Consider the following 20,959-nt stretch of genomic DNA (forward strand, 5'->3'; position numbering starts at 1 on the left):
GCTTTACACATTAAATCTAAATTCCATAATATCGCCATCTTGAACGATATATTCTTTTCCTTCTTCACGCAGTCGTCCTGCTTCTTTGACTGCTTTTTCACTTCCATATTTCACTAAATCATCATAAGACATGGTTACAGCACGAATGAAGCCTTTCTCAAAGTCTGAGTGAATAATGCCAGCTGCTTGTGGTGCTTTCATGCCACATTTAAATGTCCAAGCTCGAACTTCTTTTTCTCCTGCTGTAAAATAAGTTCCAAGTCCTAATAAATGATAAGCTGCTCTGGTTAATTTGTCAACCCCAGATTCGTTCAAGCCCATTGCTTCAAGAAATTCAGCTTTATCTTCATCATCTAGCTCAGAAATTTCTTCTTCAGCACGCGCAGATATAACCACTACCTCTGCATTTTCAGTTGCTGCAAACTTGCGAATTTGTTGAACATACTCAATATTATCCGGATCTGCTACCTCGTCTTCACCAACATTCGCAACATAAAGCACTGGTTTTGTAGTCAATAAAAATAATTTTTTGACAATCTTTTGTTCTTCCTCATCAAATTCAATGGTACGAGCTGATAAACCATTTTCTAAAACTGGTTTGATTTTTTGCAAAACATGAAACTCAGCTACTGAATCTTTGTCTTTTTGCGTTCGAGCAACTTTTTCTACACGTGTGTAGCGTTTATTGATACTTTCTAAATCTGCTAAAATCAACTCAAGATTAATTGTTTCAATATCAGCCATTGGGTCAACAAAACTTGACTCACGTCCTTGTTCCCGCATAACATTTTCATCATCAAAAGCCCGAACCACATGAACAATGGCATCAACTTCACGAATGTTAGCCAAAAATTTATTTCCAAGACCTTCTCCTTTTGAAGCTCCTTTTACAATCCCTGCAATATCTGTAAACTCAAAAGTTGTTGGCACTTTTTTCTGTGGTTTGATAAGCTCTGTTAATTTATCCAAACGAGCATCTGGAACTTCTACCCGTCCAACATTAGGGTCAATCGTCGCAAAGGGGTAGTTAGCTGCCTCTGCTCCTGCTTTTGTAATTGCATTAAATAAAGTGGATTTTCCAACATTAGGCAATCCCACAATTCCTGCTGTTAAAGCCATTTCGCTCTTCCTTTCACCTTTTCAATTCAATAAACCATTATATCATATTTACCACTATTTGACTTATAACTTAATCATTTTTGTAAAATGTTGTATTTTCCCAATAAAAATATTATAATTTTATTGAGGTATAGGAGGTAATGCCATGAAAAAAAGATATTTAAAACAATTATTGGTTGGTTTTGTTACAGTTTTTTCGCTCATCACTCTCATTGCATGCGGATCTCAAGAAAAAAAGATGTCATTTCAAAGAATTGATCAAAATTTGCAATACGACTTACGTTTAACCTATTATTATAAAGGAGATATTGTAACAAAACAAACTACTAATTCATTTTGGTCTTATAAAACCTTAGGAGCTACTAAAAAAGAAGATGTTAAAGACAGAATTGATAAAGCTTCTCAAATGTATCAAAATATTGAGGGAATTAAAGAAAAAGTCACTTATGAAGAAAAGGGAGTTAAGGAAACTGTAGAAATTAACTTTAATAAAGTAGACTTTGATAAATTAGCAACCTTACCTGGAATGTATACAGATAAGAATACGAGAAAAAGTAAAAAAGTTAGTATGAAAGCTAGTAAAGAACTCTTAACAAGTAAAGGTTTTAAAGAAATTACAGACGGTAAATTTGAAAAATTAAAATAAGATTATGAAAAGGTGCTAAGAAATCAATTTCCTAGCACTTTTTTTAGTTTTCGTTCAAAATCATATCGGCTCATCATCACGATATGTTGGCAATTTGTACAGCGAATTTTAATATCCGCACCCACTCGAATAATTTCCCAACGATTTGCTTTTTTGCCTGTAGATTTAATCGTACAAGCATGTGGTTTTTTCATTTCAACAAAATTTCCTACATCATACATTAGTTTGTTCTCACTGGTGTAATCAATTGAATAAAGTTCTCTGTATCTTCATTTGGAACTAAAGTAAATGGACGTACAGCCGAAATAAAGCTGATTGTAACTTTTTCACTATTAATAGCTTTCAATGAATCAATTAAATACGTTGGATTAAAACTGATGGTTAAATCTTGACCTGATATACTTTCAGTATCAATTTCTTCATTTACACGGCCAACTTCAGGAGAGTTCACATGTGCACTAACTACACCATTTATAATTTCTAATTTAACTGTTCCATTTTGAGTTGCATTTGAAAGAAGGCGTGCGCGTTCCATTGCATAACGAAGGTTATTTTTATCAAATGTTACGATACTAGTAAATTCTGTTGGAATTAAACGGTCGGTATCAGGATAATTTCCCTCTAACAGCCGAGTGTAGAAGCTAATATTTTCACTTCTAAAGAGCAATTGATTATTTGTGAAGTAAATCTCTACTGTTTCAATATCATCCGTAAAAACGGCTGAAAATTCGCGTAGAGAACGACTAGGAATAACAACATCAAAATTATCCCCATTTTTTTCTAAAACAATCTTCTTTTGACTCATCCGATGAGAGTCTGTTGCAACCGTCTTTAAATTTTTATTTTCTGTTAAAACAAAATGAACCCCCGTTAAAATCGGGCGACTTTCTTGTGTACTAGCTGCAAAAGCTGTCTCGTTAATAATATTTTTAAGAACACTTGTTTCAAGCACCAAAGGATTACTTGCTGAAATTTCTTGAATACGAGGGTATTGATCTGCATCTTTTCCTTTTAAGGTAATTTCTGATTTGCCACTAGTTAAAACAATTTGCTTTTGCTCAATTTCTTTAAAATCAAGTGTAACATCAGGAAGACTTGATACAACATTGATAAAAAAAGTTGCTTCAAGCAAAATGGAGCCTGAAGAGGTCACTAAAAGCCCTGCATTTTCGTTTTTAATTGAAATAAAATTTTCAATAGAGATTTGCCCATTTGAACCAATTAATGTAATTCCTTCATTTGTAACATCAATTTTTACTGTAGAAAGAATTGGAATAGCATTTTTAAGACTAATAGCGCGTTTGGTTGTATTTAAAGCTTGTAAAAATAAATTTTTATTGATTGAAAAGTTAATCATAGAAACTCCTTTTATTATTTTATGATTATTAAGTTAATAGTAATAGTAGTTTGTGTGAAACTTGTGGAAAAGCTTCCTAATCAGCGATAGAGCACAAAAATAGGCTTGTTTATAAATTGTGAATAACTTTAACATTTTTTTGCAATTATCCACAGTTATCTGATTTTATTTTTTATATTTTCTATTTCTAATCGAAGATTATCATCCGTTTCGAGCATTGTTTTAATTTTCCCATGAGCATGTATGACCGTTGTATGATCTTTACCGCCAAATTCTCTTCCAATTTTTGGAAGACTATTATCGGTTAATTCACGGGCCAAATACATAGCTACTTGTCTAGCAAGGACAATATTTTGAACCCGACGACTTCCTTTCATTTCTTTAACGCTGACTCCATAGAAATTTCCAACTTCTGTTTGGATTTTATCAATTGGAATAACTAAAATTTGACTTGCATCTTGTTTTCGAGCTCGAATAGCTTCAGCAGCAGCGTCAATTGTAATTTCTTTCAGATTTTTTACTCTAGCCATAAGAGAAATATCATTTAGAGCACCTTCTAAATCTCGCACATTTGAATCAAATTGACCTGCTAGATATTCTAAGGTATCATTTGGAAAAATGTAATCTAAATCTTCTATCTTATTGCGTAAAATGGCGATTCTTGTTTCAAAATCAGGTGGAGTAATGTTTTGAGTTAATCCCCATTTGAAGCGCGTGACTAAACGTTCTTCAAGATTATCCAGATGATCAGGACTTCGGTCGCTTGTTAAAACAATTTGTTTATTATCTCCGTGCAAAGCATTAAAGGTATTGAAAAATTCTTCTTGAGTAGAAACTTTTTTTCCTCCTAAAGATTGAATGTCATCAATCAATAAAAGATCGAGGCTTCGATAAGTTCTCTTAAAGCTTTCCATTTCCCCTAATCGAAGATGTTCTAAAAAGTCGTTGATAAAAGTCTCAGCAGGAATGTATTTCACTCTAGCATCAGGAATATTTTCTAAAATTTGATTTCCAATTGCATTTAGTAAATGGGTTTTTCCTAATCCTGGTCCACCATAGATAAACAATGGATTATAAGTTGTTGCTAAATTTTCAGAAACAGCGAGTGCCGCCGATAGAGCCCAAACATTTCCATCGCCTTGAACAAAATTATCAAATGTATATTTTGCTTTTAACCCGGTTTCAATGGGAGGAAGGCTTGGTTTAACTACTGAATGATTTGTATTTGTTGATTGAGTAACTTCATCATTTTCCTCTTGAAAGATATAGTGTACGGTAATTTGGTCATTATAAATTTCAAACCCTGCAGTAATGATGACATCTGCTAAATTTTGATCCCAAAATAATTGTTTGACAGGACTGTCAAGAAGTACAGTAGCTTGAAAATTTTCAACTTTCATTAACCGAGCTCCTGAAACAAAATAATCATATGTATTTTTTTTGATCTGTTTTTGAGCCAATTCTAAAACACGCGCCCAAAAATTAGCTTCTTGTGACATAAGAAACCTCCTTCCTTGCTAATAAATCTTCGTTATATTTAATTATCCATAGAAGTTATTTTAACATAAAACGCAAAAGTTTTCCACAATCTGTGGAAATAAATTCACATTGTTCTTTGGAGTTTTCCACAAATTGTGAATAAAGCAGTTTTTCTGTGATTTATTAAGGTTTTCTTATAAAATAAGAGTGGATAACTCTGTGACTTGAAAGAATAAAAATAACAGCCTTATTTAAAGCTGTCAATAATTCTTTGATATTCTTCTAGGTTTGAAAAATGAATACAAATTTTCCCTGATTGAGATTGTTTAGAAAATTGAAGAGAAATCTCTGTACCAAATATCTTTTTTAATCTTTTTTCTTCCTCTTTGAGGAAGAGATGATGTTTATTTTTTGTTACAGTTTTTGTCTGTTGGGAATGCAATTGTTTTTCTAACTGCCGAACAGAAAGGCCTTGAGATAATATTTTATCAAACCACTGATTTTGCTCTTTTTCTGAGAGATTGATGAGCAGACGAGCGTGTCCTTGAGAAATATTTCCTTCTTTTATCGCTTCGATAATATTGAGAGGTAAATTTAATAACCGAACAGAATTTGTAATATAAGGACGTGATTTTCCCATAGTCAGAGCGATCTCTTTATGTGTCAACCCTTTGTCAATCAAATATTGATAAGATTGTGCTTCTTCTATAGGATTTAAATCTTCTCGTTGTAAATTTTCAATGATAGCTTGCTTCATCATTTCATCATCTGTTACTTCTTTTATAATAGCTGGTATATTTGTTAAGCCTGCTAATTTAGCAGCTTTAAAACGCCTTTCACCAGCTAGCAATTCATAACCAATTATCGGAGATTTTCGTACAATAATGGGCTGAATAATCCCATGTTCTTTTATAGAATTAGCAAGCTCAGTAATTTTTTCTTCTGAAAATTCTTTTCTTGGTTGATAAGGATTAGTTTGAATGTCCTTAAGTGCAATATATTGATATTTTTCCATGTTTATATAGAATAACACACCTTTACAATTCTGTAAAGATGTGTTAATAAAGTGTCAATTATTTGAATCTAAATCTTTTGTAGATTTTGTAAGCTTAATGGTAGTAGTAGTTTCTTTTCCATCACGATAGAAAGTGATTTTTATGTTGTCACCAATTGAATGTTTGTATAAAGCGGATTGTAAATCACTTGTTGAAGAAATTTCTTTATCATCTACTTTTGTAATCACATCATATTTTTGAAGTTTTCCTTCAGCTGGCATTCCAGATTGAGCTGAACGTACGATAACTCCACTAGTTATTTTTGATGGGAGTTTTAAACGTGATAGATCTGAACTAGACAGATTAGTGATGTCAATCATTTGGATTCCTAGAGCTGGTCGTGTAACAGTTCCATTTGCTTCTAACTGGTTAATAATGTTTATAACATCATTAGATGGAATAGCAAATCCTAATCCTTCAACCGAAGTTCCGCCGTTGTTAGCTATTTTACTTGAAGTAATACCAATTACTTGCCCTTGGATATTCACAAGTGGTCCACCAGAGTTCCCTGGGTTGATAGCTGTGTCTGTTTGAATAGCTTGTGTTGAAATCGTTTGTCCGTCTTCAGATTTTAGAGAAACATTACGATTTAAACTAGAAATAATTCCTTGAGTCACAGTATTAGCATAATTTGAACCAAGTGGACTTCCAATTGCAATAGCTGTCTCACCAACAGTCAATTTGCTAGAATCTCCAAATTCAGCAACTGATTTTACTTTATCAGCACTGATGCGAACAACGGAGATATCAGAATAAGTATCTGACCCTACAATTTCTCCAGGAACTTTATTACCATCTGCTAAACGAATGTCAACTTTTTTAGCACCACTGATAACGTGGGTATTGGTTACTAAGTAAGCGTATTTTCCATCTTTTTTATAAATAACTCCAGATCCTTCGCTAGCTACTTGTTGAGAATTATCATTGTTATTATTTGAATCATCATTTCCAAACACACTGTTTTGTGAATTATTATTAGCATAGGTAATAACGGATACAACAGCATCTTTTACTTTACTCACAGCTTGTGTTGTGGAATTTGTATTTTTATAAGCAGTAGTAACTTGATTAACTTTAGTCGTTGTAGAGCTATTTGTTGATAATTTAGATGAAGTTAAGTTTCCAAGTAAACCACCAATAAAACCTATAGCTAAGACCATGAAAAGCAATAACAATTTTTTTGTGAAATTTGAAGAGTTTTTCATATCTTCCTCCTAGTTATTTCAATTACTGAAAGTATAAAGAATTTAACTTAATTATAGCTTAAATGTTTTATCTTTTCCACAAATTGTGGATAACTTTTAAAATCTGTGATTTTCTAAGTCATTTATAAGGTAATTTATTTTTTATCCTGTGAATAAGGTGTGAAATAATTGTGGATATGGTAGAATAGAGATATGAAAATAAAACTTGTAACTGTTGGAAAATTAAAAGAAAAATACCTTAAAGATGGAATAGCAGAGTATGTAAAACGTTTAGGGCGCTTTACTAAATTTGATATGATTGAACTTCCAGATGAAAAAACACCTGATAAGGCAAGTCACTTAGAAAATCAACAAATTCTTGACAAAGAAGGAACTCGTATCTTATCGAAAATTAATGATAAAGAATTTGTGATTGCTTTAGCTATTGAAGGGCAACAATTTCCGTCAGAAGAATTCAGTAAGAGATTAAGCGATGTGACTGTTCGTGGATTTTCGGATATTACTTTTGTGATTGGTGGGAGTCTTGGTCTGTCTACTGCTGTCAAAAAAAGGGCTAATTTGCTGATGAGTTTTGGAAAATTGACACTTCCTCATCAGTTAATGCGATTAGTTTTAGTAGAACAAATTTATCGATCGTTTATGATTCAACAAGGAAGTCCCTATCATAAGTAATCTTGACGTCATAGGCTTTTTTTGTTAAAATGATAGAGCATTGGTCTCATAGCTCAGCTGGATAGAGCATTCGCCTTCTAAGCGAACGGTCGCAGGTTCGAATCCTGCTGGGATCATATAAGAAAAGGGCACGGGAAAGCGTGCCTTTTTCTATAACTGAATAAAGAAGTCTTTTGAGATGTAAAAATGTGTCGTTTAGAGTTTTTTTCAATTTATTTATGAAGATTTTGTATAATTACCTTGTAAGATTTCTTACAAAAAACAAACATTAAGGAGAAATTATGAAAAAGTTGTTTGCTAAAAAAGAGGTAGTAAAAAAGGAAGTTGTAGAATTTAAAGAACTGAATGATGAGCAGTTAGATAAAATCATTGGTGGGGATAGTCGAATCAGAATGGGATTTGATTTTTCAAAACTTTTTGGTAAATAATTATTTAGGAGAATAATATTGTGAAAATAGAATTTATACATTGGATTATTTTCTCAATTATAGAAGCTGTTTCTGTTGTATACTGCTATAAGAAAATAAGTAGAGTGAATAAAGTGAATATTCACTTTACTTTGTTGTGTTTAGGAATTGTATTTTTAACTGATTTCACTACTTTAATACATTATTCCATTAGATATATGATGTTTTTTATTCAACCATTATTTTTTTATTTATATTTTTTTAAAGTAAAAAAAGTTAAAAAACATCTTTCTGTATTTTTAGCACTATTTTTATCTTTAGCTGTGTCAAGTTCTGAAACCTTCTTTTCAGTCATTATTTCTTCTGTTACAGGTGATAAGTTTGTTGATAGATACTGGGGATTGTTTTATATTTTTATCAATATCATTTCTTTAGTTTTTATTTTAAAAGCAATTGATTATTTTAAGTTTAATTTTAAATATTTTAAAAAGGCGGATTTTAAAGAGAATATTGTGCAGTTAAACTTTTATCTCTTATTTATTCATTTTTTATTAAATTTGTCGCATTGGCTTAGTAATATGAAAAATTTAAATAGTTTTTCTAGTATGATTGCTACAATTTGCTTTTTAATGTTTATGTCAACTTTATTCTACTTACAATCTATTCGCGAAAAGTATGAAAAAGAAGAACAAATTAAACAGAAAGAACGAGAACAACTACAATTACAAAAATATACAGATGAAATAGTGAGTCTGTATAATGAAATTCGAGGCTTTCGGCATGATTATGGCGGAATGTTGGCAAGCTTCCAATCGGCCATTCATACAGGTAATATAAAAGAAGTAGAACGAATTTATCAGGAGGTGCTAGTAAATGCTAATTTACAACTTCGTTCAGATAAATATACGTATTTTGATTTAAATAATGTTGGAGATTCAGCACTTAGAAGTGTTATGACGCAAACATTGTTTAAGGCACGAGATTACAATATAGAATTAACATTTGAAGTAAAAGATTTTGTTAAACCTTTGCCAATTAAATTGTTAGATTTGGTTAGAATGACAAGTGTTCTTTTGAATAATGCCATAGAAGGATCAGCAGAAAGTTATCAAAAAACGATGAATGTTTCTTTGGTGGATTTAGATACAGAAACAATCTTAGTCATTCAAAATTCACGTAAGAAAAGACCGCTAGATTTAGAAGAGATTTACCAAACTGATTTTTCAACAAAGGGTGAAGGACGCGGTTTAGGCTTAAGCAATATCAAAGAAATTATTAACAACTATGAAGGAATTATCCTCGATACTAAAATTGAGGATGAATATTTTACACAAGTAATGAGAGTGCGGAAAGAAGGTTTATAATGAAAGTATTAGTATTAGAAGATGAAATTTCACATCAAGTAAGAATGGAAACAACTTTGGCAGAGATTGCGAAAGAAATGGGAATTACAATAAAGGTTAAAGTAACTGGCAAAGTAAGAGAATTTAAAGAATATGTTGAAAATGATGAGGTGAATCAATTATATTTTTTAGATATTGATATCAAAGGAGAGGAAACAAAAGGTTTAGAAATAGCAAAATTTATACGTCATCACAATCCGTATGCTATTATTGTTTTTGTTACAACGAAATCAGAATTTGCTACTATGACCTTCAAATATAAGGTATCTGCACTGGATTTTGTTGATAAAAATTTGAGTGATGTTGCTTTTAAAAAACATATAAAAGACAGCATTGAGTATACAAAAGCGACATTGATTGAAAATAAAGATATGGTGGATTATTTTGAATATAGCTTTCGTGGCGGAGAGGTTAGAATGCCTTTTAATGACATTTTATATATTGAAACGACAGGTTCTTCTCATAAATTAAGAATTGTCGGTAAAAACTTTTTTAAAGAATTTTATGGTACTATTGCAGATATTCAAGAAAAAGATAAAGAAACAAGACGTTTCTTTTCACCTCATAAATCTTATCTAGTCAATATTGGAAACATCAAAGGTTATGACAAAAAAATGCGAGAAATAATTTTTTATGAAGATCATCGTTGTCCGATTACTCGAATGAAAATTGGAAAGTTAAAGGCTATTTTAGAGGAATTAAAAGGATAAATAGAATAGGCAAATGAAAATCCCAATTGTCAAGTCAAGTGCAACAAAGTTGTTCCTCTGATTAAGTAAGTATCTTTCAAACTGTTTGAGTTAGCTCAAACAACTTTTTTGCGGACTGATAGCCATGGATTCGTCTAGGTCTTTCATTGATAGCCTTTGTATAGTCCTCTAAAAGTGTCGGATTTAGTTTTTTTAGTGAGGATCCTTTGGGAATGAACTCTCTTAATAATCCATTGAAATTCTCATTTGTGCCTCGTTCATAAGATGAATAGGCATGTGCAAAATAAACATCTAATCCCTCTATCTTACTCAATGATGAAAATTCGTTTCCATTATCTGCAGTTATGGACTTAATGGGATAAAGTTTCATACACTCTAAGACTGCTTGATTGACATACTCTGCTTTCTTTTCCACGAGTTTCTTTGTGACAGCATAGCGTGTTTGTCGTTCTACCAATGTTAAAATAGAAGGTTCTCCTGTTGTCTTTCCACCCAGAACAGAATCGATTTCCCAATCTCCAAAACGGGAACGATTATTAATCTCTTCTGGTCTTTCTTCAATTGATTTTCCTAGATGTTTCTTGGTAGAGGGACGCTTGTTAAATTTCTTACGGATCCGCACTGCTCTTGGTAAATCAATAACCTTAATCTCTAACAAACCTTGATGGATATAGTTATAGAGCGTCTTGGTTGAAGGAACAACTGCATCTACATGTTGGAATCTATAGGTATGAACAAAGGTATCCACGCTATGCACCCTTGGTTTCTCTAGCATTCCGATAACGGTTATGGGCAGCATCTGCATAATAGTGTTGGTAGTAGACCTTCTGCCCATTGACTTTTTTCAATTGTGTTATGGAACCACGATTAATTTCACGAGTAATAGTAGAGCGATTTCTCCCCAGTCTACGAGCAATTTCAGCAGGTTTGAGTCCTACGCTTAAATAAGCTTCAATTTCTCCTCGCTCAGCTTCAGATAAGTGCTTGTAGGATTGATTTGTGGTAGAATAATTTGTGGACATGTTCATCTTCCTTTATACTGTTTTTCGCAACTCTAGTATATCAGATGAACATGTCTTCTGTATTGCACTTCATTTTACAACAGGGCAGGCAAATGAAATAGCAAATATAGTTAAATTTTTAAATAAAAACTATTGACAAAGTTTTCCAAACTGGTATAATAGTATATGTTCTGTGAAAGAACATATATGGTCCGTTGGTCAAGGGGTTAAGACACCGCCTTTTCACGGCGGTAACACGGGTTCGAATCCCGTACGGACTATATCATCCGGCATAGCTCAGTTGGTAGTAGCGCATGACTGTTAATCATGATGTCGTAGGTTCGAGTCCTACTGCCGGAGCTACTAAGCATTCTTTAGGAATGCTTTTTTTACATTGTAAAAATATAATAAAAACCAAACTGTTTTCTTGTGCAGTTTGGTTTTTCAATTATAACGATTTTTTCTTACGTATCTTATTGTAAATTATAAATAACGCGATTCCAGATAAAAATGCTATACTACCTTCTTTAAGACCATTTGGGATAAATGTCAGTTTTATTTTTCCAGCGCCTTTTTTGACATCAATTTTCATAAAGCCATTTTGTGCTCTTGAAATTTTAATTGATTTTCCGTTTTGTGTGGCAGTCCAACCTTTATCATAAGGAATTGTGAAGAATAAAGAACTATCTCGTTGAGCTTGATAATGTGCTGTTATTGTATTATGTTTTGTTGTCACAGATACTTTTTGTCGTTGAATCTTGTTTATCGCTTGTTGAAAATGACTGGTGTCAAGCTTATAAAATTCAGGACTATCAAATGAAACTTTTGAATTATCTGGGAAAGATATTTTAACGGTTATGATTTGTTTTTGCTTAAAATAACCAAGATTAAAAAATGGAAAGACATTGTTGGTACCATAATGCATTTTTTGATTGTTATTTACAGTTATGTCAACTGATTTTTGGTTATCATTTGAGAAAGTTAAGTTTGGCAGAGTTAAATAAACTTGACTATTTGCTGGAACTTCTAAAGTGTAAGTGATGCTGGCAAAAGAGTCATAACTTTCTTTATCTACTTCTGCAGCTATTCTATTTCCAACTTTCTTAACATTATGATTACTTGTAGGAGGTAATCTGTGATAGTATTTTAAATTTAATCCAGAAAGCTGATTGAGAAAACGAGTTTGATTATCTAATGTTAAGTGATTAAACTTTACATCTCTGTAAATTGAATTTGTTAAAAATACTAGCGAATTAGCATTCTTATTTTCATAAAGTGTTAAATTATCTTTCGTTTTAATGGAAGTAAAGCCATATTTTTGAGGATTGTTTGTTGAAATATTATATTTTACACCCAATAAACTATCCATAAGGATACTATTGTTTTGGTAACGTAAATTTAAATTAGTTCCAGATGACTTAAAACCTAATTTATCAAGAATAGAACTAGCTGCGGTATTGCGAACAGAAGAAAATTGAGAGATACCATTATAATTGTATTTCATACTGTCATTTCCGGTTTGAATAGCTAATTTTTCAGTTCTAAAGAAATTGGAATTTTTCTTTTTACTGTATTTGACGAGTGAATCAATAGCTGTTAAATCTTGTTCATAAGCATTTCTACTTGCAAAGACCCATTCTTTTGCAATTCCTTCCATTTGATAAAAACTATTTAAACTTAGTTCAAAGCAAACAAACAATAAAGTAGAAATAGTAAATATTTTAACAGAGATATATTTTTTTGTATAAGCCCAAGAAATTAAAAGATAAGCGACTAAAAATTCTAATGTTAAGATGAAATTAACAGAACCTAAAAATTTATAATGCTTCTCAAAAATAAAAGTAGCAATAAAACCAAGTCCTAAGATAGAAAAACTGGCTAGAATGTTTGTCAATTTAATTTCTTTTAGACGCTCCAAGCTTTCAGCAGCTAAGAAAATAATGACAATAGAAAAAGTCCAAGAGTAACGATGTAGGAACATATTTGGCGTGTGCATACCTTGCCAAAGCAGATCCAAAGGCTGTAAGTAAAAACTAGCTACTAAGAATATAATTAAAATAACATAGGAAAGTTTCACGTGAAACTTAATAGACTTTAAAGTGAAGAAGAGAATTGCTAGTAATAATGGAACAAGCCCAACATAAATCATCGGAATAGATCCATATTTAGTTGTGTCAAAAGCTCCAATAAAGTTTTTGGCAAAGATATCCAAATACCAACTTTTTTCAGTCAGTAAGGTTGTTACTTTTGTTAATTTCTCACCATGCGTTTTTAAATCTAGAGAAGTTGGTAGAATCATAATGAGACTAGTTATCCCAGCTGAAATTGACACAACTGTAAAGTCTATGAAAGATTTAATCCTAATTTTAAAATCCCATGAAGTTTGAACAAAGAACCACAATACAAGAAAGATCGCCATCATATACCCAAAATAATAATTTTGAATAAAAAGAATTGACAAAGCTGTAAAGTAAAGAACACGTCTTTTTTGAGTAATCAACTGATGTAAACCAAGTAAAATAAGTGGAATAATAATGAAGACATCTAACCAAGTTTTTATTTCAAGTTGACTAACTGCAAAACTCATTAAAGAATAGGATGTTGACAGTATTAAAATATAATAAGGAAAAATTTTTTTGAATATATTTTTAATGCTTATGAAACAAGTCAATCCCATCAAACCAAACTTTATCAGAGTAAATAAATATACTTCATCTGGCATATTTTTTAGATTGAAAAAATAAACTAAAGGTGATAAAAAACTCCCTAGATAATAGCTAGATAAGGCATAAAAGTTCAAACCGAGTCCACTTGTAAACGTATAAAAGATGTTATCTGTACCATGCAAAATATTCCTTAAAGTGACATCAAAAATAACATATTGATGAAATCCGTCTCCTAATAGCGGAGAAGTGTCACTTTTCCAATAGATTCCATTTATAAGGTAAGTTATAAACAGAATCAAAAATGGAATAAAAAAGGCTATCAAATAATAATTTTTGAAGAGTTTTTTGATTTTTTTCATAAGCTATCGTAAAATACTAAAATTTAAGGAACTGAATCTTTCATCAGCTCCTATTTTTTGAAAAGTTTAATCTTTCCAAAGACTATTGACTTTTTCTTGTACTTCTTGATTTTCTAAAAATTCATCATAGGTTTCGTCAATACGATCAATGACACCATTTTTAGAAAGAACAATAATGTGATTAGCAAGTGTCTGGATAAATTCATGATCGTGGCTAGCAAAAATAATAGATTCTTTAAAGTTTTTCAGACCGTCATTTAGGCTAGAAATAGATTCTAAGTCTAAGTGATTGGTTGGATCATCTAGTACTAAAACGTTTGATTTGAGCAACATGAGCTTTGACAGCATGACACGAACCTTTTCACCACCTGACAAGACGTTGACAGACTTGTTAACCTCATCACCAGAGAAAAGCATGCGACCTAGAAATCCTCGAAGGAAGGTGTTGTCATCTTCTTCTTTACTTGCAAATTGACGGAGCCAGTCAAGAATAGATTCACCGCTGGCAAAATCTTTGCTATTGTCTTTTGGTAAATAAGATTGACTAGTTGTAATACCCCACTTGACAGTTCCTTCATAGTCAATATCTCCCATAATAGCTCGAATCAAAGCGGTTGTTTGAATGTCATTTTGTCCAATCAAGGCTGTCTTGTCACCCGGACGCAAGATAAAGCTGATGTTGTCAAGGATGACTTCGCCGTCAATCTTGACAGAAAGGTTTTCGACTGTCAAGAGGTCATTTCCGATTTCGCGTTCGGCTTTGAAGTTAATAAATGGATATTTACGGCTTGATGGGACAATTTCTTCCAGCTCAATTTTGTCAAGCATTTTTTTACGAGAAGTTGCTTGCTTAGATTTTGAAGCATTAGCAGAGAAGCGAGCAACAAATTCTTGCAGTTGCTTGATTTTTTCTTCAGCTTTAGCATTACGATCTGCTAAGAGTTTAGCAGCTAACTCACTAGATTCTTTCCAGAAATCATAGTTACCAACATAGAGTTTGATTTTACCGAAGTCCAAATCAGCCATGTGTGTACATATTTTATTGAGGAAGTGACGGTCGTGGGATACAACGATAACGGTATTTTCAAAATCAACCAAAAAATCTTCTAACCAAGAGATAGATTGAATGTCAAGACCGTTGGTCGGTTCGTCTAGCAGCAGAACATCTGGTTGACCAAATAGAGCTTTTGCAAGGAGTACTTTTACTTTATCTCCATTGGATAATTCACTCATATTTTGATAGTGAAGATTTTCTGGGATATTCAAGTTCTGGAGGAGTTGAGAGGCTTCACTTTCAGCCTCCCAACCACCTAACTCAGCAAATTCACCTTCTAATTCAGCTGCTCGGACACCGTCTTTATCAGAAAAATCAGGTTTCATGTAAATGGCATCTTTTTCTTTCATAATGTTATAAAGATGCTCATTTCCCATGATAACTACATCAATCACTCGTTCTTCTTCATAATCAAAGTGATTTTGCCGAAGGACTGAGAGACGTTCGTCTGGTCCGAGTGAGATATTTCCAGTCGTTGGTTCGATATCTCCAGCTAGGATTTTTAAAAAAGTTGATTTTCCTGCACCATTAGCACCAATTAAACCATAAGTATTTCCTTTTGTAAATTTGATATTCACATCATCAAATAATTTTCGATCACTAAAGCGTAGTGAGACATCTGATACTGTAAGCAATAATTTTCTCCTAATTCTGTAATTAGTTTCATTTTACTAGAAAATTTGACTTTTTTCAAATGATTCGGGGATAAAATATGACATTTTAGAATATTGATAAGTAAGAGAAATTTCAAAAATTTATAATGAATTTAGAATATTTTTAGGAGGAGAAAAATGAAAATTTTATTGGTAAATGGTTATCAAAAACATGATTTTTGTAAAGGAGAATTAAATTTTAGTTTGTATAATATTATGTTGGATAAATTACGTCACAATCATGATGTGCAATTATCTTCTGTTGAAAATTATAATATTATAGATGAACGAAATAAATTTTTGTGGGCAGATTTGATTATTTTTCAATTTCCTATTTATTGGTTTAATGTACCTGGAAAGTTGAAATTATATATGGATGAAGTCTTTGAATATGGTCAATTTTATTCGTTTGCAGATGTTTATGGTCAAGGTGGTTTGATGAAAGGAAAAGAATATATCCTATCCACTACTTGGAATGCACCAGAAGAAGTTTTTAATAATCCATCTACATTTTTTGATGGAAAAAATGTAGATGATATTTTAATCTCATTTCATAAGACCATGGAATTTTGTGGTTTAAAGAAAAGAAAAACACTATCTTTTCATAATGTTGTAAAAAATCCTCAATTTGAATCTTACAAACAGATAGTGGAAGATTATTTTTTAAAAGAGTTGTAAATAGTGTAAAGGGGGTGTAAAGTGTTAGTTGTTTTTAATTTTAAAAATCAGATGTCAATCAAGCAACAATTAGAATTGTTAGAGAAGTTCAATCAACCAATAAGCAAGCAGCATCAATTGATTATAGCTCCTATCATACCAAATTATAATGATTATCATTTTGACATTGCAGTTCAAAATTTGTCAATTAAAGGAAGAAATGTAGGTGATTTATCGCCTCAACATTTAAAACATTACAATATAAATTATGCTTTTGTAGGTCATTTAGAAAGGCAAAAGTATTTAAATGAAACAACAAGAATGATTCGCTCAAAGATTGACAATGCTTTACAGAAAGATATTATTCCTATTATTTGTGTAGGAAATCATGAAAATCCTATTTTTGAATGCGCAACATATTTAGATGATCTAGATCTTCAGGATAAACATATTATTGTAGCTTACGAAATATTGAGTGCAACATTAAAAGGAAAAAAAGATTATTCCTTTATAGATGTTGAAGAAAGTTTTCAAGATTTAAAAGATTATTTGGATAATTTAAGTGTAAAGTTTGGGTTTACATATCAGTTGATTTTTGGTGGTGGTGTAAACTGTGAAGATATTGAACAGATTTTAACTATTGGATTTGATGGGATTCTTATTGGAGATAGAATTGAAAGTTTGGTTGAAACCTACCAATACTTACTAAAAGATACTCTTGTATTGATGTAGAAAGACAAGGAGAAGAAAAAATGAAATCAATTTTAGTAACAGGTGGAGCTGGATATATTGGATCTCATACTGTAAAGGCACTTTTAGATGCTGATTATGATGTGCATGTTTTGGATAATCTAGCATCAGGTGTCAGGGATGCGGTGGATGTAAGAGCGCACTTTAAAGAACTGGATGTTTATGATGAGCTGGCATTAAAAGATTATTTACAATCTCATAAAATTGATGCTGTATTGCACTGTGCAGGGGAAATCGTTGTTAGTGAAAGTATTGAAAATCCTAGTAAATATTTTGCAGCAAATGTAGCTGGTATGAATCGTGTGTTAAAAGTATTATCAGAAGTAGGAATTGATAAAATTATATTTTCTTCTACAGCTTCAGTTTATGGCAATAATTGTATGGATAAACCTGCAAATGAAGATACGCTATTAAATCCAGTAAATCCTTATGCAGAGACAAAACTGATGGGAGAACGCATGATTTATTGGATGGCCAACCGTTATAGTTGGAAATATGTCATTTTTCGTTATTTTAATGTTGCTGGTGCTGCTATGGATACTTCAAATGGTTTGAGGGTTAAAAATCCGACACATATTATCCCTAATATTAATAAAACGGCTCTTGGACAAAATGATGCTTTAAAAATTTATGGCGATGATTATGAAACGCGAGATGGCTCATGCATTCGTGATTATATTCATGTTTTAGATTTAGCGCAGGCACATGTAAAGGGATTTGACTATTTGTTTACAGATTCGTCAACTTCACAGATTTTCAATTTAGGAACAGAACAAGGTTATACTGTCAAGGAAATTTACAATACTGCAGAGCAAATTTTACAGCAAAAAATTCCTCATGAAATTGTGGCACGTCGTTCTGGTGATCCAGCAAGTGTGTTAGCAAATGCTTCTAAAGCAAAAGAATTTTTAAATTGGCAAGCAACTTATTCTTTGAAAGATATTATATTATCTGATTATAAATGGCGTGTGAAAGCTGGTAATTCAATTGTCAAATAATTTTAAGAAGTGTAGAAATAGTTTCTACACATTTTTCTTGAAAATGGTATAATATTATCAAGAAAATTCAAGGAGAATGTGATGTCAAAACCTATTATTTTAACAGGAGATCGTCCAACAGGAAAATTACATATTGGTCATTATGTAGGAAGTTTGCGAAATCGTGTTTTATTACAAGATGAAGGAAAATATGAATTATTTGTATTTTTAGCTGATCAGCAAGCCTTGACAGATCATGCTAAGGATCCTAAGACAATTGTAGAGTCAATTGGAAATGTAGCATTAGACTATTTAGCTGCTGGATTAGATCCTGAAAAGACAACTATTTTTATTCAAAGTCAAATTCCTGAGTTGTCAGAGTTGTCAATGTATTATATGAATTTGGTGTCATTAGCGCGTTTGGAACGTAACCCAACTGTCAAGTCAGAAATTGCTCAAAAAGGATTCGGTGAAAGTATTCCAACTGGTTTTTTAGTTTATCCAATTGCACAAGCAGCAGATATTACTGCTTTTAAAGCGAATTATGTTCCAGTAGGAAATGATCAGAAACCAATGATTGAACAAACTCGTGAAATTGTACGTTCTTTTAACCATACTTATAATTGTGATGTCTTGGTAGAGCCTGAGGGCATTTATCCTCAAAATGAATTAGCAGGACGTTTGCCGGGGCTTGACGGGAATGCAAAAATGTCTAAATCTTTAAATAATGGCATCTATTTATCTGATGATATGGATACTTTACAAAAGAAAGTGATGAGCATGTATACTGATCCTGACCATATCAAGATTGAAGATCCTGGTAAAATTGAAGGCAATATGGTTTTTCATTATTTAGATGTGTTTAGTCGTCCAGAAGATGCGCAAGAAATTACAGCAATGAAGGAACACTATCAACGAGGTGGACTGGGAGATGTGAAAACAAAACGCTATTTATTGGAAATTTTAGAGCGTGAGTTAGGACCAATTCGTGAACGTCGTGTTGAATTTTCAAAAGATATGGGAGCAGTCTACACTATGCTACAAAAAGGTAGCGAAAAAGCACGTCAAGTAGCTAGTCAGACTCTTTCTGATGTAAAATCTGCTATGGGAATTAATTATTTCAAATAAATTAAGAAAGACTGTCACTAAAAGTGATGGTTTTTTAGATAATAGTGATTGACAAATACAGATAGAATGGTATCATATTAACAATAAATACGAGCTGTGCTCAATCAATAAAGAAAAGAGGAATTGTGGATGTCTAACTGGGACACTAAATTTTTGAAAAAAGGTTTTACTTTTGATGATGTATTACTCATTCCTGCAGAGAGTCATGTTTTGCCAAATGATGCGAATTTACAAACAAAATTGGCTAAAAATTTGACACTCAATATTCCAATTATCACCGCAGCAATGGATACTGTTACAGAAAGTAAAATGGCCATTGCTATTGCTCGTGCTGGAGGTCTTGGTGTTATTCACAAAAATATGTCTATTGAGCAACAAGCAGATGAAGTTCGGAAAGTTAAACGATCAGAAAATGGGGTTATCATTGATCCATTCTTCTTGACTCCGACTCATACGGTATCAGATGCAGAAGAATTGATGGAACGTTATCGTATCAGTGGTGTTCCTGTTGTTGAAACGCTTGAAAATCGCAAATTAGTTGGGATTATTACAAATCGTGATATGCGATTTATTACGGATTATAATCAACCTATCTCAGCGCATATGACGAGTAAAAATCTAGTAACTGCTCCTGTTGGGACAGACCTTAAAACGGCAGAGCGGATACTTCATGAGCATCGTATTGAAAAATTGCCATTGGTTGATGACTACGGTCGTTTATCTGGTCTGATTACAATTAAAGATATTGAAAAAGTAATTGAATTTCCAAATGCAGCTAAAGATGAATATGGTCGTCTTTTGGTTGCTGGTGCAGTAGGAGTTACTTCTGATACATTTGAGCGTGCAGAAGCTTTATTTGAAGCAGGTGCAGATGCTATTGTCATTGATACAGCACATGGACATTCAGCGGGAGTACTTCGGAAGATTGCTGAGATTCGTGAACATTTTCCAGAACGAACGTTGATTGCAGGAAATATTGCTACTGCAGAAGGTGCACGTGCGTTATACGATGCTGGAGTTGATGTTGTGAAAGTCGGAATCGGTCCAGGGTCAATTTGTACCACTCGTGTCATTGCTGGAGTTGGTGTACCTCAAGTGACGGCAATTTATGATGCTGCACAAGTTGCGCGTGAATACGGGAAAACAATTATTGCAGACGGAGGTATTCAGTATTCAGGAGATATTGTGAAGGCACTGGCTGCGGGAGGAAATGCGGTCATGCTCGGTTCAATGTTTGCTGGTACAGATGAGGCGCCAGGTGAAACGGAAATTTTCCAGGGTCGTAAGTTTAAAACTTATCGCGGAATGGGTTCGATTGCAGCTATGAAGAAAGGGTCAAGCGATCGTTATTTCCAAGGTTCTGTCAATGAGGCGAACAAGCTAGTTCCAGAAGGAATTGAAGGTCGTGTAGCTTATAAAGGTGCAGCAGCAGATATCGTTTTCCAAATGATTGGAGGAGTTCGTTCTGGTATGGGATATTGTGGAGCAGCCAATCTCCAAGAACTACATGACAAAGCTCAATTTATTGAAATGAGTGGAGCTGGTTTGAAAGAAAGCCACCCTCATGATGTTCAAATTACGAATGAAGCTCCAAACTATTCTGTACAATGAGATTTATTATAAAAGCTCTGCAGTAGATAATGCAGAGCTTTTATAATTAA

18 protein-coding genes, 3 tRNA genes and 1 pseudogene are annotated in these 20,959 nt (G+C 32.6%); 13 read left to right on the plus strand and 9 right to left on the minus strand.

Annotation, left to right across the window (positions count from 1 at the left end):
* Positions 1-3 precede the first annotated feature (3 nt).
* Positions 4-1,119, minus strand: a complete 1,116-nt coding sequence (gene ychF / locus ACOMA9_RS05265; RefSeq protein ID WP_195323554.1) for a redox-regulated ATPase YchF — start codon at positions 1,117-1,119, stop codon at positions 4-6.
* A 145-nt stretch (positions 1,120-1,264) separates the two neighbouring features.
* On the opposite strand from ychF, the gene ACOMA9_RS05270 reads away from it, so the two are divergent.
* Complete coding sequence (locus tag ACOMA9_RS05270; protein WP_049533212.1) at positions 1,265-1,765, plus strand: DUF1307 domain-containing protein; 501 nt, start codon at positions 1,265-1,267, stop codon at positions 1,763-1,765.
* Between the two features lie 23 nt (positions 1,766-1,788).
* Here ACOMA9_RS05270 and ACOMA9_RS05275 read toward each other — a convergent pair whose 3' ends face one another.
* The 5 genes from ACOMA9_RS05275 to htrA form a co-directional block, all read right to left on the minus strand.
* On the minus strand, positions 1,789-1,986 hold the full coding sequence (locus ACOMA9_RS05275) for a DUF951 domain-containing protein (RefSeq protein WP_022526716.1): 198 nt from the start codon (positions 1,984-1,986) through the stop codon (positions 1,789-1,791).
* Complete coding sequence (gene dnaN, locus ACOMA9_RS05280) at positions 1,986-3,122, minus strand: DNA polymerase III subunit beta (RefSeq protein WP_059221678.1); 1,137 nt, start codon at positions 3,120-3,122, stop codon at positions 1,986-1,988. Before dnaN ends, ACOMA9_RS05275 begins: the two co-directional genes overlap by 1 nt.
* A gap of 155 nt (positions 3,123-3,277) precedes the next feature.
* Positions 3,278-4,621: a chromosomal replication initiator protein DnaA gene (gene dnaA, locus ACOMA9_RS05285; RefSeq protein WP_049533213.1), complete on the minus strand. Its 1,344-nt coding sequence runs from the start codon at positions 4,619-4,621 to the stop codon at positions 3,278-3,280.
* A gap of 227 nt (positions 4,622-4,848) precedes the next feature.
* Positions 4,849-5,616 carry a ParB/RepB/Spo0J family partition protein gene (locus ACOMA9_RS05290; protein ID WP_247906447.1) on the minus strand — a complete coding sequence of 256 codons (768 nt, stop codon included), beginning with the start codon at positions 5,614-5,616 and terminating at the stop codon, positions 4,849-4,851.
* A 54-nt stretch (positions 5,617-5,670) separates the two neighbouring features.
* A complete protein-coding gene (gene htrA, locus ACOMA9_RS05295; RefSeq protein WP_247906448.1) occupies positions 5,671-6,861 on the minus strand; it encodes a serine protease HtrA in 1,191 nt (396 codons plus the stop codon).
* 192 nt (positions 6,862-7,053) lie between these two features.
* Between htrA and rlmH the strand changes: the two genes are divergently transcribed.
* The 5 genes from rlmH (at position 7,054) to comE (ending at position 10,053) form a co-directional block, all read left to right on the plus strand.
* A complete protein-coding gene (rlmH, locus tag ACOMA9_RS05300; RefSeq protein WP_003040786.1) occupies positions 7,054-7,533 on the plus strand; it encodes a 23S rRNA (pseudouridine(1915)-N(3))-methyltransferase RlmH in 480 nt (159 codons plus the stop codon).
* Positions 7,534-7,575: 42 nt separating this feature from the next.
* Positions 7,576-7,649 (plus strand) — tRNA-Arg (locus ACOMA9_RS05305).
* 165 nt (positions 7,650-7,814) lie between these two features.
* Complete coding sequence (locus ACOMA9_RS05310) at positions 7,815-7,961, plus strand: bacteriocin (RefSeq protein ID WP_003029519.1); 147 nt, start codon at positions 7,815-7,817, stop codon at positions 7,959-7,961.
* Between the two features lie 20 nt (positions 7,962-7,981).
* Positions 7,982-9,304, plus strand: a complete 1,323-nt coding sequence (locus tag ACOMA9_RS05315; protein ID WP_220451750.1) for a sensor histidine kinase — start codon at positions 7,982-7,984, stop codon at positions 9,302-9,304.
* Positions 9,304-10,053 carry a competence system response regulator transcription factor ComE gene (gene comE, locus ACOMA9_RS05320; RefSeq protein WP_003040601.1) on the plus strand — a complete coding sequence of 250 codons (750 nt, stop codon included), beginning with the start codon at positions 9,304-9,306 and terminating at the stop codon, positions 10,051-10,053. The genes ACOMA9_RS05315 and comE overlap by 1 nt, the downstream gene beginning before the upstream one ends.
* A 76-nt stretch (positions 10,054-10,129) precedes the next feature.
* Here the strand turns inward: comE and ACOMA9_RS05325 are convergent.
* A pseudogene (locus ACOMA9_RS05325) lies at positions 10,130-11,075 on the minus strand (IS30 family transposase).
* Between the two features lie 188 nt (positions 11,076-11,263).
* Between ACOMA9_RS05325 and ACOMA9_RS05330 the strand changes: the two are divergent.
* Positions 11,264-11,335, plus strand: a tRNA-Glu gene (locus ACOMA9_RS05330).
* 5 nt (positions 11,336-11,340) lie between these two features.
* Positions 11,341-11,414 (plus strand) — tRNA-Asn (locus ACOMA9_RS05335).
* A gap of 88 nt (positions 11,415-11,502) precedes the next feature.
* On the opposite strand, the gene ACOMA9_RS05340 is transcribed toward ACOMA9_RS05335, so the two are convergent.
* Complete coding sequence (locus tag ACOMA9_RS05340) at positions 11,503-14,079, minus strand: YfhO family protein (protein ID WP_421424820.1); 2,577 nt, start codon at positions 14,077-14,079, stop codon at positions 11,503-11,505.
* 66 nt (positions 14,080-14,145) lie between these two features.
* A complete protein-coding gene (locus ACOMA9_RS05345) occupies positions 14,146-15,768 on the minus strand; it encodes an ATP-binding cassette domain-containing protein (RefSeq protein ID WP_247906450.1) in 1,623 nt (540 codons plus the stop codon).
* A gap of 156 nt (positions 15,769-15,924) precedes the next feature.
* Between ACOMA9_RS05345 and ACOMA9_RS05350 the strand changes: the two genes are divergently transcribed.
* From ACOMA9_RS05350 to guaB, 5 genes are all read left to right on the plus strand, one after another.
* Positions 15,925-16,464, plus strand: coding sequence for an NAD(P)H-dependent oxidoreductase (locus ACOMA9_RS05350; protein ID WP_247905352.1), 540 nt, complete (start codon positions 15,925-15,927; stop codon positions 16,462-16,464).
* 21 nt (positions 16,465-16,485) lie between these two features.
* The gene (locus ACOMA9_RS05355; RefSeq protein WP_247905353.1) at positions 16,486-17,175 is read left to right on the plus strand and encodes a triose-phosphate isomerase; all 690 of its coding nucleotides are present in this window, start codon (positions 16,486-16,488) and stop codon (positions 17,173-17,175) included.
* Between the two features lie 20 nt (positions 17,176-17,195).
* The gene (galE, locus tag ACOMA9_RS05360; protein WP_003040770.1) at positions 17,196-18,191 is read left to right on the plus strand and encodes a UDP-glucose 4-epimerase GalE; all 996 of its coding nucleotides are present in this window, start codon (positions 17,196-17,198) and stop codon (positions 18,189-18,191) included.
* 81 nt (positions 18,192-18,272) lie between these two features.
* Positions 18,273-19,298: a tryptophan--tRNA ligase gene (gene trpS / locus ACOMA9_RS05365; RefSeq protein ID WP_421424825.1), complete on the plus strand. Its 1,026-nt coding sequence runs from the start codon at positions 18,273-18,275 to the stop codon at positions 19,296-19,298.
* 129 nt (positions 19,299-19,427) lie between these two features.
* The gene (guaB, locus tag ACOMA9_RS05370) at positions 19,428-20,909 is read left to right on the plus strand and encodes an IMP dehydrogenase (protein WP_126467999.1); all 1,482 of its coding nucleotides are present in this window, start codon (positions 19,428-19,430) and stop codon (positions 20,907-20,909) included.
* Positions 20,910-20,959 lie beyond the last annotated feature (50 nt).

Origin of the sequence: Streptococcus atopicus (assembly GCF_049166725.1) — a bacterium.
Classification (GTDB): domain Bacteria; phylum Bacillota; class Bacilli; order Lactobacillales; family Streptococcaceae; genus Streptococcus; species Streptococcus hominis.

Bases quoted from the DNA above. Each gene is read 5' to 3' on its own strand.
- ychF (WP_195323554.1), bottom strand. From the start codon at position 1,119: ATGGCTTTAACAGCAGGAATTGTGGGATTGCCTAATGTTGGAAAATCC.
- ACOMA9_RS05270 (WP_049533212.1), top strand. From the start codon at position 1,265: ATGAAAAAAAGATATTTAAAACAATTATTGGTTGGTTTTGTTACAGTT.
- ACOMA9_RS05275 (WP_022526716.1), bottom strand. From the start codon at position 1,986: ATGTATGATGTAGGAAATTTTGTTGAAATGAAAAAACCACATGCTTGT.
- dnaN (WP_059221678.1), bottom strand. From the start codon at position 3,122: ATGATTAACTTTTCAATCAATAAAAATTTATTTTTACAAGCTTTAAAT.
- dnaA (WP_049533213.1), bottom strand. From the start codon at position 4,621: ATGTCACAAGAAGCTAATTTTTGGGCGCGTGTTTTAGAATTGGCTCAA.
- ACOMA9_RS05290 (WP_247906447.1), bottom strand. From the start codon at position 5,616: ATGGAAAAATATCAATATATTGCACTTAAGGACATTCAAACTAATCCT.
- htrA (WP_247906448.1), bottom strand. From the start codon at position 6,861: ATGAAAAACTCTTCAAATTTCACAAAAAAATTGTTATTGCTTTTCATG.
- rlmH (WP_003040786.1), top strand. From the start codon at position 7,054: ATGAAAATAAAACTTGTAACTGTTGGAAAATTAAAAGAAAAATACCTT.
- ACOMA9_RS05310 (WP_003029519.1), top strand. From the start codon at position 7,815: ATGAAAAAGTTGTTTGCTAAAAAAGAGGTAGTAAAAAAGGAAGTTGTA.
- comE (WP_003040601.1), top strand. From the start codon at position 9,304: ATGAAAGTATTAGTATTAGAAGATGAAATTTCACATCAAGTAAGAATG.
- ACOMA9_RS05340 (WP_421424820.1), bottom strand. From the start codon at position 14,079: ATGAAAAAAATCAAAAAACTCTTCAAAAATTATTATTTGATAGCCTTT.
- ACOMA9_RS05350 (WP_247905352.1), top strand. From the start codon at position 15,925: ATGAAAATTTTATTGGTAAATGGTTATCAAAAACATGATTTTTGTAAA.
- galE (WP_003040770.1), top strand. From the start codon at position 17,196: ATGAAATCAATTTTAGTAACAGGTGGAGCTGGATATATTGGATCTCAT.
- trpS (WP_421424825.1), top strand. From the start codon at position 18,273: ATGTCAAAACCTATTATTTTAACAGGAGATCGTCCAACAGGAAAATTA.
- guaB (WP_126467999.1), top strand. From the start codon at position 19,428: ATGTCTAACTGGGACACTAAATTTTTGAAAAAAGGTTTTACTTTTGAT.